Below are 14,951 nucleotides of genomic sequence, written 5' to 3'. Positions count from 1 at the left end.
CACGACGTTATGGAACTTTGCGAGGTACTCACCCGCCCTTCCCGGTGCCAACTTTATGGAGCCCGGACTTCTTAGGGCTCCTTGCATCCCTCCTACCCCCCAAGGGACATCGAGAGGAGTCACCCCGCGTGAATCCGAAGGTCAAGCTTGGCGCCGTGGCCGTACTGGCCGTCGCCGCCATGACCACCCCCACGGCGGTGAACGCCGCCACCCCGGCGGACGCCGCCGCAGCCCGTACCGTCTCCGCCGAGCCGCCGGTGTTCGCGCCGCCGGACGCGGAGTCGCGTGCCCGCGCGGTCACCACCGCCAACACGACCCTCGCCGCCAGGTCCGAAGCCCTCCTCAAGGGGCAGAACGAGAAGTTCACCCTGTCCAGGAACATCTCCGGCGCCCACGGCCTGCAGTACCTGACCTACGCGCGCACCTACCGCGGGCTGCCGGTCTACGGCGGTGAGGTGGTCGTCTCCACCGACAGGGCCGGAGAGCTCGTCGGGACCGTGAGCTCGGGCCAGCAGGCCAGGATCACGATCGACGTCACGAGCAAGGTGGACGCCGCCACCGCGGCCGCCACCGCCCGCGCGCAGCTGCCCACCGTGGAGAGCGTGGCCGCGCCCAAGCTGCTCGTGCACGCGACCACCACGACGCCCAAACTGGCCTGGGAGGTGGTCGTCACCGGCGCCACCGCCGAGGCTCCGAGCGTCCTGCACGTCTTCGTGGACGCCCTCGACGGGTCGATCGTCGACTCCTACGACGACGTGCACGCCGGGACCGGCAACAGCTACTACAACGGCAACCCGGTGACCATCCAGACCTCGGGCTCCAGCGGCTCGTACTCGATGACCGACACCACCCGCCCCGGCCTGCGCTGCGGCGGCCAGAACGGCTCGGCCTACACCGGGACCGACGACTCCTGGGGCACCGGCTCGGGCACCAACCTGGAGACCGCCTGCGTCGACGCGCTCTACGCGGCCCAGACGGAGTGGAACATGCTCAGCGCCTGGCTGGGCCGCAACGGGTTCACCGGCTCGGGCGGCGCCTTCCCGGCCCGGGTCGGCCTGAGCGCCGTCAACGCCTACTGGAACGGCAGCTACACCAGCTTCGGGCGTAACAGCGCGAACACCAGGCAGGCCACCCCGATGGACGTCGTCGGCCACGAGTACGGCCACGGCATCTTCCAGTACTCCGGCGGCAGCGGGGGCAGCGGCAACGAGTCCGGCGGCCTGAACGAGTCGACCGGTGACATCTTCGGCGCGCTGACCGAGCACTACGCCAACCAGCCCGCGTCCCTCGACCCGCCGGACTACCTGGTGGGCGAGGAGGTCAACCTGAGCGGCTCGGGCGAGATCCGCAACATGTACAACCCCTCGGCCAAGGGACACCCGAACTGCTACAGCGCGTCCATCCCCTCCACCGCGGTGCACGCGGCGGCCGGACCGCAGAACCACTGGTTCTACCTGCTCGCCGAGGGCACCAACCCGGTGGGCAAGCCGGCCAGCTCCGTCTGCTCGGGGCCGACGAGCCTGACCGGTATCGGCATCCAGAAGGCGGGCCGGATCTTCCAGGCCGGGCTGAACACCAAGACGGCGCCGTGGACGCACGCGAAGGCGCGGAGGGCCACCGTGGCCGCCGCCAGGTCGCTCTTCCCGAGCGGCTGCGTCGAGGTGAACGCGGTCAAGGCCGCCTGGAGCGCGGTGAACGTCCCGGCCGCGAGCGGCGAGGTGACGTGCCCGTAACGCAGGGCGGTTCCCCGCGCTGACGGTGACACACCGTCCGGGGGACTAACCGGCCATACCCGGACGGACCGGTGCGGCGGGCGGCGACGAGGCCGCCCGCCGCACTCATGTCCTCCCGTACGCGGCACACCCTTCCGGTCCCGCACTCCCGCTTCCGCCCCTCCGATCCCGCCCGCGAGGGACCGGGTCGCGAGGGGCGGATGGGCGAATTGTGATTGGGAAGTCTGAAAGGGGTACATACGCGCTGCTGAAAGGTGGAAAGCTCAACCGGAGACGGGGAACGAGGCGGTCATGACGATCCTCAACCGGCCACGGGCCGGGGCACCGCTCCCCCACGCGGCCGGATGAGCACCGGACCGGGCAGGGTGACCTCCCCCCAGGATCACGGAGGAGCGGATCCGCGCCGCTGGAAGGCACTGACCGTCTGTCTCGTCGCCGGTTTCATGACCCTGCTGGACGTCAGCATCGTCAACGTGGCGCTGCCCTCCATCCGCACCGGGCTGGACGCCCCGCAGAGCGCCCTGCAGTGGGTGATCTCCGGGTACGCGCTCACCTTCGGGCTGGTGCTGGTCCCCGCCGGGCGGTTCGGCGACATGTACGGCCGACGCAACGCGTTCGTCTTCGGCGTCGTACTGTTCACCGTGGCCAGCGCGGCGGCCGGGCTGGCCCAGAACCCGACCCTGCTGGTCATCGCGAGACTCGTGCAGGGACTGGCGGGCGGAGTGATCAACCCGCAGGTCAGCGGGCTGATCCAGCAGCTCTTCCGGGGAGCGGAGCGGGGCAGGGCGTTCGGGATGCTGGGCACCGTGATCGGCGTCTCGACCGCGATCGGCCCGCTGATCGGCGGGGTGCTCATCAACCTCGGCGGCGGCATCGACGGGTGGCGCCTCGTCTTCTACGTCAACGTGCCGATCGGCATCCTGGCCGTGGTCCTGGCGTACCGCTACATCCGGCCCACCGCGAAGGAGCCGCGTCCGAGGGAGACCATGGACCCCGTGGGGGTGCTGCTGCTCGCCACCGGTGTCGTCCTGGTCCTCCTGCCGCTCGTCGAGGGGCACGAGTGGGGAGCCTCGGCGAGGTGGCCGGCCCTGCTCGGCGGGCTCGCCGTGCTCACCGCCTTCGCGGCCTGGGAGCGCCGGTACGGGCGGCGCCACCAGCCGGTGGTCGACCTGTCCCTGTTCCGCAGGCGCTCGTACGCGCTCGGCGCCCTGCTCGGGGCGCTCTACTTCGCGGGCTTCACCGCGGTCTTCTTCATCCTCACCCTGTACCTGCAGAACGGCCTGGGCTACTCGCCCCTGGAGGCGGGGCTGGCGACCACGCCGTTCGCGGCGGGGTCGGCCGTGACCTCCCTGTTCGGCGGCCGGATCGTCACCCGGCTGGGCCGCCCCCTGGTGGTGGCCGGGCTGGTGCTGGTCGCGGTCTCCCTCGCCGTCACGGCGCTCGCCGTGCAGCTGGTCCCCGGCCCGCACGTGGCCTGGGCCACCGCGGTGCCGCTGCTCCTCGCCGGTCTGGGCAGCGGCCTGGTGATCTCCCCGAACCAGACGCTGACCCTGTCCGAGGTGCCGGTCGCCGGGGCGGGCTCCGCGGGGGGCGTGCTCCAGACGGGACAGCGCATCGGCACCGCCGTGGGCATCGCGGCGATCGGCTCGGTCTTCTTCTCCGAGGTCGCCTCCTCGCACGGCGACTACGCGACGGCGTTCCGGCACTCGCTGCTGGTCACCATCGCCTTCGTACTGGTCGCGCTGGTCGTGGCCGTCACCGACGTGATCACCTCCCGCCGTACCGCCCGGCCCTGAGCGCCCGGCCCGAGCGGCCGATCCTGAGCAGCCGGTCCGTTCCCGGGATCCGGGACATCGTTCGGCCGCGCGCGGCAAGCCGTCACGGTGTTCGATCACCATGACGGCTTCGGTGTCTTCGACCGGCGGCGAGCCCGTCGCTCCGGTCCGGGCCGCGCCGGTGTCAGGCGGGCGCGTAGGTGAGGCAGTCGATGTCGTGCTGCGCGTAGCCGACGACGATGCCGGAGGCCTGGCACTCGTACTGGACGTTGTGCTGGCAGTTCGCCATCTTGCAGGCGCCGACGCGGCCGGTGGTGGCCGGGTCGCCCCCCTTCGACGGGACCTTGAAGAAGGTCTCGCACTCCGCGTGGCTGCTGTTGCCGACCGTGATGGCCAGGGCGTGGCAGGTGTGTTCCGTGTTGTACGCGCACGCCTCGACCTGGCACTCGTTGACCGCGGGCATTTGCATGGCTGAACTCTCCTAGGGCTCGGGCCGGTCCCGGGCTCGGCGAGCCTCGTCGGGGCCTGTCGCCCATTGGTTTGTCGGTGTCGCCCGTGGTGGTACCGGTGTCCCGGTCGATGTCCGGGGCGTCGGCCCGCCTCGCGCCGCGCCACGTCCGGTCGCCGATGCTCGCGACCGGACGTGGCGCGGCCCGTGCCCGCGTACGGGCGCCGGGACTACTTCGTCTCCTACCGCGCCCGGATCGCCTTCACGCTCATACCGGCCCCAAGGCTTCTCCAAGAGAGCCTGGGCGTTCGTTGGACGCCCGGCCGCGACGCGGGGAAGATCCACCGGTTCGCGTGCCGGACAGCGGGAACGGACCTCCGCCGTCCCCGGGGCGGCGGAGGCCCGGCGGTCACCGGCCGAGCAGGTGGGCGTAGCCCGGCTCCAGGCCCGCCCGCGCGACGACGTCCGCCGTACGGGCCTCGAAGTCCTTCTCGTCGGTCAGCGTCGCGTTGTCCTCCAGGGTGACGCCCTCCGGCGGGTCGTCCCAGCCCACGGGATCGGCGTCCCAGACGTTGCCGCGGAGGACGACGTTCTCCAGCGGCGGCCAAACTTGCAGGGTGGCGGTGTTGTCCGCGCGCTGGACGGCGTTGCCCTCGACGGTGACCCAGGCGGCACCGTAGTCGGTGTAGAGCGCGAAGTTGTACGGCGTGATCGTGTCGCGCACGACGTTGCCCCGGATCACCGCGCCGTTGTCGTGGGAGTCGCCCTGCGGGCCCGACAGGTAGATACCGCCGCCGTCGGCGAGCACCTTGAGGGTGTCGAAGGTGAGGTTGCGCAGGACCCGGGTGCTCTTGCCGGGGCCGAGCACGATGCCGCAGTGCGGGACGTCGTTCACCTGGTTGTGCGCGACCGTGGAGTCCTCGCTCGCGGTCACCGCGATGCCCGGTGAGCCCGAGTACTCCAGGCCGATGTCGTGGACCCAGTTGTTCTCGACCGTGACGCCACGGCTCCCGCCGATCGAGACGCCGCCGCCGCTGACGTCCTGGAACACGTTGCCCCGCACCGTGATTCCGGCGCCGCCGTCGGAGAACCGCAGGGCGGTGGCGCCCAGCCTGGTGAAACGGCAGCCTTCTATCGCGACCCGCTCGGCGCCCTCGAACACGACGTTCGCGGGGATCGTCAGCGACTCCCCGGGGACCGTCACCCACGCCCCCTCGGCGAACGACACCTTCTCGATGGGGCCGCCGTCGTAGTAACCGGCGCCGTGGTAGTGCAGGAAGCCCTCGGGGCTGCTCGGCCGCATCCAGGTGGCGTCGGCGAAGGTGATGCCCAGGAAGGCGACGTCGCGGGCGCCGGTGACCCTGACCAGTTCCTCAAGCACGGGGGCGACGACCTCCGTACGCCCGGGATCCTCGCCGGGGCGCGGCCGGTAGCGCAGGACGTGGTGGCCGGGGCGGGACCTGTCGAGGACGAAGGTGCCCGGCTCGGTCAGGAAGCCCGAGCCGTTCTCCACCCGGGTCGGTAGGCCGGGGCCGTAGGACTCGCCGCCGCCCTCCCACGGGACGACCGAGTTGTAGAGCTTGATCGCCCAGCCGAAGGCGGGCTGGGCCATGGTGACGGTGGTCGAGTGCTCGTCACCCTCGACGGCGGCGACGCCGAAGCGGGCCTCCGTCCACGGGTAGACGCCGCGCAGGACGAACTCGACGTCGCCGGGGTTGCCCCAGCTCTGCGGGGCCGTGCTGTCGGTGACGTAACCCGTGTCGGTTCTGGTGGCGTTCCCGGGAAGGGCGTCGATCGCGGCCCGCCCGGCCCTGCGGCCGTCGACGTAGAGCTGGCGGGTGTCGAGGTCGCCGACCTCGGCCAGCCAGACGCCGTCCCGCTCGCGCCAGCCGGTGATCCTCCGGCCACCGCTGACGACCACCTCGCCGGTCTCGCCCGTCTCGTCGGCCTCGGCTGCGGCCCGGTAGGTCACGCCGGAGTCGGCCTCGGTGAGCCGGAGGGTTTCGGTGAGCCGGTGGATGCCTGCCAGCAGGTTGACCACGGTGCCGGTACCGGTGCCTTGGGCCAGGTCGCGGGCGTGGGCGAGGGTCGCGAAGGGTTGTTCCCGGGTGCCGGGCCAGGCGTCGTCACCGGTGGGAGAGACATAGAGCTCACTCAAGGAGCACTCCTCGTTTATAATGTAAACGCTGCTATACAGCATAAACAGATATTGGAGCTGGGCGTCAAGCCGAAGGAGGACGGGTGGCCGTCGAGGAGGATCCGAACCGGACGGTCGAGCTGCTGTGGCGGGAGCCGTGGGACGCCGCGCCGCGACAGGGGCTGAGCGTCGGCGCGATCGTGCGCGCCGCCGTCGAGATCGCCGACGCCGACGGGATCGAGGGGCTGTCCATGCGCCGGGTCGGCGAACGGCTCGGCTTCACCAGCATGTCGCTGTACCGGCACATACCGGGCAAGGCACAGCTCGTCGACCTGATGTGCGACGCGGTGATGGGCGGCGTTGTGACAGACGGCGTCGCGACAGACGGCCCGGCAGACGTCACGCCCGGCACCGGGACAGAAACCGGAACAGGGGCCGGGGCCGAGGCCACGACAGGAGCCGGGACAAGGGCAGGGACAGGGCCGGGGGGCGAGGCAGGGGCCGGGGCGGGGGGCTCGGCGGGTGACGCGGCGGCGGGCGTGGCGCGGGACGAGGTGGGCGGTGACGTCCCGGCGGACACGGCGGGCATCTCGGCGGGCGCGTCGCACGGGTGGCGCGAGGCGCTTGAGGGGTGGGCGCGGCGCGGCTGGGCCCTGTGCCGCCGCCATCCCTGGCTGGCCGGGGTACGCGGCACCCGGCACGTTCCCGGCCCGAACTCCATCGCCCACTTCGAGTACGCGCTCAGCACCCTGGAGGGGACCGGCCTGAGACCCTCCGAGATGGTCGCGGTGGTGGGCCTCGTCGGCCGGTTCGTGGACAGTGAGGCGGCCAGAGTCGCGGAGATCGCCAGGATCGAGCGGCACACCGGGGTCTCCGAGGAGGAGTGGTGGGGCGCCAGGGGCTCCCTGTACGAGAACCTCCACCTCTACCCCACCCTGACCCGCGTCTGGGAGGCGGGCGGCTACGACGAGCCGGAGGACTCCTTCGGGTTCGGCCTGCGGCGCGTACTGGACGGTGTCGAGGCGCTGGTCCGCGAGCGTGATGTAAGGCGTGATGAAAGCGCCTCGTGTGTGACGTGCGGTAAGAGCCTGGAGCGGGCGGAGGCGGGCCGCCCCCGCGCCTACTGCTCACGGGCCTGCCAGCAGCGCGCCTACCGCAGGCGTCACCGCTCCACACCGCGACCGGGTGACCCCCCTGACCAGGCGTGACCCGCAAGGGACCCACGGTGGTCGCGACGACCCTGGACCGCCTCGCGATCTCCGCCAGGGAGGCGGGGTCGGTCACGTCGGCGTGGGCAGACCGATCCGCTCCCTGACCGCTTCGAGCCTGGCCCGGTCGCGCCCGGCCAGGGCCCACCGGAGAGAGGGACCGATGTTGCGCGCGAGGTACTCCGCGGTGAGCGCCCCGGTGAACCCGGTCGCGTCGAACAACACGATGTCGTACGGGCGGTCGTCGTGCATGGGTCGAGACTCCTCCCCGGCGGGACCACACGCAACACATAGCGTGATGGCGGGCGCGGCGACCGCGAGGCGGGCACGGCCCGTGCCCGTCGTGACCGCGCTCACCTCCGGGCGGCCGGGGCTCCCGCTGCGGCCGCCCGCGTGCTCACCGTGGCACGGGCGCGGCGGCGAGCCGGGGAAGCACGTTCTCGCCGAACCAGTACGACTCCTCCAGGTGGGGGTAGCCGGACAGGACGAACTCCTCGATGCCGAGCGAGGCGTACTCCTCGATCCGCTCGGCGACCTGGGAGTGGCTGCCGACCAGGGCGGTTCCGGCGCCTCCCCTGACGAGGCCGACCCCGGCCCAGAGGTTCGGGTGGATCTCCAGGTCGCGGGCGGTGCCTCCGGCGAAGCCCTCGTGCAGTTCCAGCATGCGCTTCTGGCCGACCGACTCGCTGCGGCTCAGCAGTTTCCTGGCCGAGACGATGTCGGCCGGGTCGATGGCGGCCAGCAGCCGCTCCGCCTCCGCCCAGGCGTCGCGCTCGGTGTCGCGGGTGATCACGTGCAGCCGGATGCCGAAGCGGAGCTTGCGGCCCTGTTCCTCGGCCAGCTCGCGGACCCACTCGATCTTCCTCGCCACCTGCTCGGGGGGCTCGCCCCAGGTGAGGTAGACGTCCACGTGCTTGGCCGCGACCGGTCCCGCCGCCCGCGAGGAGCCGCCGAAGTAGATCTCCGGGACGGGGTCGGGCGCCTCGGAGACCATCGCGCCGTCGACGCGGTAGTGCGTGCCGTCGAAGTCGTACGGGGTGCCGCTCCACGCGCCGCGCACGATCGAGAGGAACTCGTCGGTGCGCTCGTAGCGTTCGTCCTTGGACAGGTGGTCGCCGAACCTGGCCTGTTCGACGGTCTCCCCGCCGGTCACCACGTTGAGCAGGAGCCTGCCGCGCGAGAGCCGCTGGTAGGTGGCGGCCATCTGCGCGGCCAGTGTCGGGGACATGAAGCCCGGCCGGAACGCGACGAGAAACTTCAGCCGTTCGGTCTCGCGGGTCAGCGCGGCGGTGACCAGCCAGGCGTCCTCGCACCAGGTGCCGGTCGGGGTGAGGACCGCCTCGAACCCGAGCTGCTCGGCGGACCGGGCGACCTGCGCCAGGTACTCGATGTCCGGCGCGCGGAACGCCGCCGCCTCGGAGCGGCCGTGCCCCCTGGCGAGGCCGTGGCCGCCCCCGGTGAGGACCCGGCTGTCACCGGCGGTGGGCAGGAACCAGTGGAACTTCATCGGGTGCCTCCGGTCCTCGAAAGGGACGTCGAAAGAAACGTCACGAGGGGTTCTCCAGGGTGGCGTCGAACCGGGTGTCGACGACGTCGGCGAACTTCACGGGTACGGGGATGAGCTTGGCCTCGTTGAAGGCGTCGGCCACGAGCTGCTCGCGCTCGACGACGTCCCCGGCGAGCTTGAGATCCCTGAACGAGCTGCGCTTGATCGCCGTGCCGACGATCCCCGGGTCCAGCCCGGTGAGCTCGGAGAAGACCTTGGTCCACTCGTCCTGGTGGTCGTTGGCCCACTGGTGCGCCCTGCGGATCCGCCCCACCCAGTCGCCCAGCGCCGCCGTGCGGGCCGGGTCGGCGAGGGAGTCCTTGCCCGCGATCTGGAACTCGAAGCCGTTGGCGTAGCCCTCGCCGTCGACCAGGACGCGCGCCTTGGTCTGGGCCTCGGCCTGGGCGGTGTAGGGGTCCCAGATGGCCCAGGCGTCGATCTTGCCGGAGGAGAGCGCGGCCAGGGCGTCCGGCGGCTGGAGGTACTGGGGCTGGATGTCGTCGAAGCTCAGGCCCTCCTTCTTCAGCACGGCCAGCAGGTGGAAGTTCGCGGAGCTGCCCTTGGCGACGGCGACGCGCTTGCCGCGCAGGTCGGCCGGGGTCTTGATGGGCGAGTCGGCCGGGACGACGACGGCCTGGCCGCCGACCCCCTTCTCCGCGACCGCGACGACGGCGATCTTCGCCCCGGCGGCGGCGGCGAAGACCGGCGGGGCGTTGCCGACCGCGCCGAAGTCCAGGGAACCGGCGTTGATCGCCTCCAGGATCGGCGGCCCCGAGGTGAACTGGGACCACGTCACCTTGTACTTGACGTCGTCGAGCTGTCCGGCCGCCGTCAGCAGCGCCTGGAGACCCGTGCCCTTCTGGTCGCCGACGCGCAGCGTCACCTGGGACAGGTCGACCGAGCCGTCGGCGCGGACGCCCTGTTCCTTCTCCGCCCCGCAGGCGGCGGTGACGGTGAGGAGCAGTGCCGCGGCGATCAGGGCGGTGACACGACGTTTCATGCGGTTCCTTCCGGGGTGACGCCCAGCCGGTTGAGCAGGGTGGAGCGCAGTGCGATGAGATCGGGGTGGTCGCGGTGCCGGGGCCGGGGCAGTTCGACCCTGGACTCGTGGGCGATGGCGCCCCCGTCGAGCACCAGGACGCGGTCGGCGAGCAGCATGGCCTCGTCCACGTCGTGGGTGACGAGCAGGATGCCGGGGCGGTGCCTCGCCCACAGGTCGAGCACGAGCCGGTGGATGGTGATGCGGGTCAGCGCGTCCAGGGCGCTGAACGGCTCGTCCAGCAGGAGCAGGCCGGGTTCGCGGACCAGCGCCCTGGCCAGGGAGGCCCGCTGGGCCTCGCCGCCCGACAGGGTGAGCGGCCAGGCGTCGCGCAGCCCGCCGAGGCCGACCTCCTCCAGCGCGGCGAGCGCGGCGGCGCGCGGGTCGGGGGCGCGCAGGCCGAGGGCGACGTTGGCCAGGACCCGCCTCCACGGCACGAGCCGGGGTTCCTGGAAGGCCACGGCGACGGTGCCGCCGACCTCGACCTCGCCCCTGGCGCCGGGGTCGAGGTCGGCGAGCACCCGCAGGAGGGTGGACTTGCCCGAGCCGCTACGGCCGAGCAGGGCGACGAACTCGCCCTGGCCGATCTCCAGGTCGACCCCGTCGAGGACCCGTCGTTCCCCGAAGTCCCGGGTGAGTCCCCTGACGGCCGCCACCGGAGCCTCCGTGCGGGACACTCCCTCCGAAGGAACCGGGGCCTCCGGGGAGGAGCGCCGGGTCTCCGTACGCGAAGGTGCCTCCGTGGAGGACCGAGGATCGGTGCGCGAAGGCGTCTCCGTACGAGTCTCCGTACGGGATCGGGACGAGGTCAGCGTGACAGGAAGTTCTGGCGCCATGACAGGGCCCTCCTCTCCAGCAGGCGTACCAGCGCGTCCGTCAGCAGGCCGAGGATCGCGTAGACGATCAGGCCGACGACGATCACGTCGGTGCGCAGGAACTCCCGGGCGTTGTTGATCATGTATCCCAGTCCGGCGTCCGCGTTGATCTGCTCGGCCACGATCAGCGCCAGCCAGGCCACGCCCAGGCTCTGCCGCAGGCCGACGAGGGTCTGGGCCAGCGCGCCCGGCAGGACGATCTGGGTGACCGTCTCCGTACGGCTCAGCCGCAGCACCCGGGCCACCTCGGCGAGCTTGCCGTCGACGCCGCGGATCCCGGAGAAGGTGTTGAGGTAGAGCGGGAAGACCACGCCGAGGGCGACCAGGGCCACCTTGGGGGTCTCCCCGATGCCGAACCAGAGGATGAACAGCGGGATCAGGCCGAACAGCGGGAGGGCCCGCAGCATCTGCAGCGGCGGGTCGACGGCGTTCTCCCCCACCCGGCTGAGCCCGGCGACCAGGGCCAGGCCGATTCCGGCGACCGCGCCGAGGGCGAAGCCGATCACGGCCCGCTGGAGCGAGACGGCGATCGCCTCGGGCAGGACTCCTTCCTGGACGAGCCCGGCGGCGGTGGTGAGGATCTTGAGGGGTGAGGCGAGGAGCCGTTCCGGGAGGAGTCCGGTGGCACTGGCGACCTGCCAGACGACGACGATGACCAGGGGACTGGCGAGGCGCTGCCAGGCGGTGGCGGAGAGCAGGGGGACGCGTGACCGTGTTCGCACGGCTCGTTGTCGCATCCCCGCGTCGACGGCGGGAGCGGACACGGAAGACCTCATTCACGGCTGGAGGCTGGGGGATCCCGCCAATCGTCTGACAAATAACCCACAAAGTCAATCGGAAATAAGGGTTATAGTCGGCGACGCGGTGCCGAACCCGGGTTGGTAGGTTTTCCGTAAAGGACGTACACACGCGGAGGAGCGGCACCGTGGAGGTCGAGCAGACGGCACTGCCCGGTATAGGACTGCGACACGAGTTCACCACTCGGTCCGGCAGGCGCATCGGGATCGTCTCTCACCGCACCGGCCGCCGCGACCTGGTGATATACGACCCCGACGATCCCGACCGCGCGTGCGAGACCGTCAAGCTGAACGACGAGGAGGCCGACGCGCTCGCCGAGCTGCTCGGCGCCCCGCGCATCGTGCAGCGCCTCAACGCCCTGCACCGCGAGGTCGAGGGCCTGGTCAGCCTGCAGCTGCCGATCCTGTCCGGCTCCCCGTACGCCGGGCGGCCGATGGGTGACGCGCGCGTCCGCACCCGCACCGGCGCGTCCATCGTGGCCGTGGTGCGCGAGGGTCAGGTGTTCGCCAGCCCCGCCCCCGACTTCACCCTGCTCGAGGGTGACGTGGTGGTCGTGGTGGGCAGCCCGGAGAGCACCTCCGCCGTCTCCGACATCCTTTCCGGCGGGTAGGGCACGGGTGCACACCGCGATTCTTTTCCTTGAGCTCGGTGCTGTCCTTCTCGGGCTCGGCATACTCGGAGCACTCGCCCTGAGGGTGGGCATCTCGCCCATCCCCCTCTATCTCATCGCCGGTCTGGCCTTCGGCACCGGCGGCATCCTGCCCCTCGCCACCAGCGAGGAGTTCATCGCGGTCGGCGCCGAACTCGGCGTGATCCTGCTGTTGCTCACCCTCGGCCTGGAGTACAACGCCGACGAGCTCGTGACGAGCCTGAAGGGCAACGCGCGCGCGGGCGTCGTCGACCTGGTGCTCAACGCGGCGCCGGGCGCGATCGCCGCGCTGCTGCTGGGCTGGGGTCCGGTGGCCGCCATCGCCATGGCCGGTGTCACGTACGCGACCTCCTCGGGCATCACCGCGAAGGTCCTGTCCGACCTGGGGTGGATCGGTAACCGCGAGACGCCGGTGGTGCTGTCGCTGCTGGTCTTCGAGGACCTCACGATGGCGATCTACCTGCCGATCCTCACCGCGGTGCTGGCCGGGCTGAGCCTCGCCAGCGGCGCGGTCACCGTGGCGATCGCGCTGGCCGCGGTCAGCGTCGTGCTACTGGTCGCGCTCCGCTACGGCAGGTTCATCGAGGCCTTCGTCTCCAGCCCCAACTCCGAGGTGCTGCTGCTGAAGGTCATCGGGCTCGCGCTGCTCGTCGCCGGGGTGGCGCAGCAGTTGCAGGTCTCGGCCGCGGTCGGCGCCTTCCTGGTCGGCATCGCGCTCTCGGGCGAGCTGGCCGAGGACGCGCAGGCGCTGCTCACCCCGATCCGCGACCTGTTCGCCGCGGTGTTCTTCGTCTTCTTCGGTCTGCAGACCGACCCGGGCAAGATCCTGCCGGTCGCCGGGCTGGCCGCGCTACTCGCCCTGGTCAGCATGATCACGAAGCTGCTCACCGGCGCCTACGCCGCCCGCCGGGCGGGCATCGCCAGGGCCGGGCGGGCGCGGGCCGGTATCGCGCTCATCCCCCGGGGTGAGTTCAACATCGTGATCGCCGGGCTCGCCGTGGCCGCCGGGGTGCACCCCGACCTGGGCCCGCTGGCCGCCGCGTACGTCCTCATCCTGGCCGCGTTCGGCCCGCTGGCCGCGCGGCTCGTCCAGCCCTTCATCACCGCCATCGCCAAGCGCGCCTGAGTCCCGCCCGGCCCGCCGGAACGGGCGGGCCTGGCGGGACCGTCACCCCTCCTGGAGCACGGACAGGACGTTGCCCGCGGGGTCCTTGAACCACGCGATGTGGGGACCCCCCTCCCGCATGACGCCCCTGTCGTCCTGCGGGAGGCCGTCGTACCGCTCGAAGACCACCCCGCGCCCGACCAGCCCGTCGACGGCGGCGTCGATGTCGTCCACCGGGAAGTTGAGGATGGTGTACGAGGCCGGGACGTGGTCGTGCTTCGGGTAGACCAGCACGTTCCCGCCCCCGGCGAGGTGCAGGGTCAGCATGCCGTTCCGCTCGGACACCTCCAGCCCGAGGGTCTCGGTGTAGAACCTTCTCGCCGTGTCGACGTCGTCCACCGCGAATCCACTGAACGCCCTGGTCTGCCGGAACACGTCCTTCTCCTTCCGCTCGTCCTGTCGTTCCCCGGACAGGTCATCGCCTCTGGGCGGCGAGATACTCCTCAGTGAGCTCGATGATCTGGATGTAGTTGCCGTCCGGGTCGACCAGCGTGCCGAACAGCCCGACCTCTCGCCGCTCGACCTCGACCAGCCAGGTCACCCCCAGGCCGTCGAGATGGTCGGCCGTGGCACGGGCGTCCTCCACGTGGAAGTTGAAGATCACCCGTCCGGGCTCGGCGGTCGCCGGGGCGACGTCGGCACGGTCTTCGAAGAGCACCCGGACGTCGCCGAAGTCGATGAAGGTGTCCCCGAAGTGCTTGGGTTCCAGGGCGGCGAGATACCAGGCGTGCAGCCGGGCCGGGTTGGCGCTGCCGAGCAGGATGCTGCCGAGGCCGGAGTTTTTCACAGAACGGTCCTTTCCCATATCCGACCGCCACCGGATCCCTTCCGGTGGCGGATCGCGGACGCCCCGTCGCGAGGCGTCTCACCCGGGACGTCGGAGCCCTCGGCGCGTTCTCGACATCCTGCCGGATCTTCCGGGAAAAAACGTCCGGCACCCGGCGGCCGTAGCCACCGGGTGCCGGACGGGTGAAGTCAGCGGATCACGCGGCAGAGCAGCGCCTCGTACGGGCCGGGCAGGGCGCTCATCACCACGTCGGTGGTCAGATACTTACACGCCAGGTACGGGTCTCCCTGCCCCAGGAAGCCCGATCCGTGGCAACTGATGCTGTTGTTCCGGTAGAAGCCGATGTAGGCGGACGAGTTCACCTTGGCCCTGCAGTAGTCGCCGACGTACAGCGGGCTGAAGACCAGGTCGACCGTGACGAGCGCCGCGGCGCTCCGGGCGGGAGCGGCGGCCTGTGCCGGGGAGCCGAGGGTGAGCACGGCGGCACCGGCCAGCACGGCGCAGGCGGCCGTCGCGAGGACGCGTCGAAGCATGGGGACCTCCTTGGAGCGGGGACGGCTGTGGCATGTCTCGATGCGAGAGCCCTCCTCGCGGCGGTCCGGCCGGGACGGGGGTCACCGGGGGGCGACCGGTCCGGCGCGGCGGCTCACCGGGCGGTGTACCGAGGGGCGCGAGGGGTGAGATCGGGGGGATTGGCCTGCTCATCGCAGTATTCAATAGGAAAGTTTCCTATGCAATCCCTGACGGCCCGGTTCCGCGCGACGGCGCGTCCGTACGCCTCGGAGGCCCGG

15 protein-coding genes are annotated in these 14,951 nt (G+C 71.5%); 5 read left to right on the top strand and 10 right to left on the bottom strand.

Annotated features, from left to right (window positions below; genetic code table 11):
- The first annotated feature begins 128 nt into the window (after nucleotides 1–128).
- On the top strand, nucleotides 129–1,733 hold the full coding sequence (locus tag ACW9TB_RS26590; protein ID WP_472750785.1) for a M4 family metallopeptidase: 1,605 nt from the start codon (nucleotides 129–131) through the stop codon (nucleotides 1,731–1,733).
- A 344-nt stretch (nucleotides 1,734–2,077) separates the two neighbouring features.
- Nucleotides 2,078–3,529, top strand: a complete 1,452-nt coding sequence (locus ACW9TB_RS26585; RefSeq protein WP_472750784.1) for an MFS transporter — start codon at nucleotides 2,078–2,080, stop codon at nucleotides 3,527–3,529.
- A 163-nt stretch (nucleotides 3,530–3,692) separates the two neighbouring features.
- On the opposite strand, the gene ACW9TB_RS26580 is transcribed toward ACW9TB_RS26585, so the two are convergent.
- Nucleotides 3,693–3,977: a DUF1540 domain-containing protein gene (locus ACW9TB_RS26580; protein ID WP_472750783.1), complete on the bottom strand. Its 285-nt coding sequence runs from the start codon at nucleotides 3,975–3,977 to the stop codon at nucleotides 3,693–3,695.
- A 388-nt stretch (nucleotides 3,978–4,365) separates the two neighbouring features.
- Nucleotides 4,366–6,114: a right-handed parallel beta-helix repeat-containing protein gene (locus ACW9TB_RS26575; RefSeq protein WP_472750782.1), complete on the bottom strand. Its 1,749-nt coding sequence runs from the start codon at nucleotides 6,112–6,114 to the stop codon at nucleotides 4,366–4,368.
- A gap of 83 nt (nucleotides 6,115–6,197) precedes the next feature.
- Between ACW9TB_RS26575 and ACW9TB_RS26570 the strand changes: the two genes are divergently transcribed.
- Complete coding sequence (locus ACW9TB_RS26570; RefSeq protein WP_472750781.1) at nucleotides 6,198–7,301, top strand: TetR/AcrR family transcriptional regulator; 1,104 nt, start codon at nucleotides 6,198–6,200, stop codon at nucleotides 7,299–7,301.
- Nucleotides 7,302–7,373: 72 nt separating this feature from the next.
- Here the strand turns inward: ACW9TB_RS26570 and ACW9TB_RS26565 are convergent, their stop codons facing one another.
- From ACW9TB_RS26565 to ACW9TB_RS26545, 5 genes are all read right to left on the bottom strand, one after another.
- Nucleotides 7,374–7,553, bottom strand: coding sequence for a hypothetical protein (locus ACW9TB_RS26565; protein ID WP_472750780.1), 180 nt, complete (start codon nucleotides 7,551–7,553; stop codon nucleotides 7,374–7,376).
- Between the two features lie 145 nt (nucleotides 7,554–7,698).
- Entirely contained in the window at nucleotides 7,699–8,808 is a 1,110-nt protein-coding gene (locus tag ACW9TB_RS26560) for an LLM class flavin-dependent oxidoreductase (RefSeq protein WP_472750779.1), read from the bottom strand.
- Between the two features lie 40 nt (nucleotides 8,809–8,848).
- A complete protein-coding gene (locus ACW9TB_RS26555; RefSeq protein ID WP_472750778.1) occupies nucleotides 8,849–9,847 on the bottom strand; it encodes an ABC transporter substrate-binding protein in 999 nt (332 codons plus the stop codon).
- Complete coding sequence (locus ACW9TB_RS26550) at nucleotides 9,844–10,542, bottom strand: ABC transporter ATP-binding protein (protein ID WP_472750777.1); 699 nt, start codon at nucleotides 10,540–10,542, stop codon at nucleotides 9,844–9,846. Before ACW9TB_RS26550 ends, ACW9TB_RS26555 begins: the two co-directional genes overlap by 4 nt.
- Before the next feature lie 152 nt (nucleotides 10,543–10,694).
- Entirely contained in the window at nucleotides 10,695–11,525 is an 831-nt protein-coding gene (locus ACW9TB_RS26545) for an ABC transporter permease (RefSeq protein WP_472750776.1), read from the bottom strand.
- 161 nt (nucleotides 11,526–11,686) lie between these two features.
- Here ACW9TB_RS26545 and ACW9TB_RS26540 point away from each other — a divergent pair, with 161 nt between their 5' ends.
- Nucleotides 11,687–12,169 (top strand): cation:proton antiporter regulatory subunit, encoded by a 483-nt coding sequence (locus tag ACW9TB_RS26540; RefSeq protein ID WP_472750775.1) that lies wholly within the window; start codon nucleotides 11,687–11,689, stop codon nucleotides 12,167–12,169.
- A 7-nt stretch (nucleotides 12,170–12,176) separates the two neighbouring features.
- Nucleotides 12,177–13,334 (top strand): cation:proton antiporter, encoded by a 1,158-nt coding sequence (locus ACW9TB_RS26535; RefSeq protein WP_472750774.1) that lies wholly within the window; start codon nucleotides 12,177–12,179, stop codon nucleotides 13,332–13,334.
- 42 nt (nucleotides 13,335–13,376) lie between these two features.
- On the opposite strand, the gene ACW9TB_RS26530 is transcribed toward ACW9TB_RS26535, so the two are convergent.
- The 3 genes from ACW9TB_RS26530 to ACW9TB_RS26520 all read right to left on the bottom strand — a co-directional run bounded on the left by ACW9TB_RS26530 (nucleotide 13,377) and on the right by ACW9TB_RS26520 (nucleotide 14,693).
- A complete protein-coding gene (locus tag ACW9TB_RS26530; protein ID WP_472750773.1) occupies nucleotides 13,377–13,748 on the bottom strand; it encodes a VOC family protein in 372 nt (123 codons plus the stop codon).
- Nucleotides 13,749–13,788: 40 nt separating this feature from the next.
- A complete protein-coding gene (locus ACW9TB_RS26525; protein ID WP_472750772.1) occupies nucleotides 13,789–14,160 on the bottom strand; it encodes a VOC family protein in 372 nt (123 codons plus the stop codon).
- Between the two features lie 188 nt (nucleotides 14,161–14,348).
- Nucleotides 14,349–14,693, bottom strand: coding sequence for a hypothetical protein (locus tag ACW9TB_RS26520; protein ID WP_472750771.1), 345 nt, complete (start codon nucleotides 14,691–14,693; stop codon nucleotides 14,349–14,351).
- Nucleotides 14,694–14,951 lie beyond the last annotated feature (258 nt).

This window comes from Streptosporangium sp. H13245 (assembly GCF_055690525.1).
The sequence above is the reverse complement of the archived record's forward strand: the minus strand, read 5'-3'. Positions and strand labels throughout refer to the sequence as shown.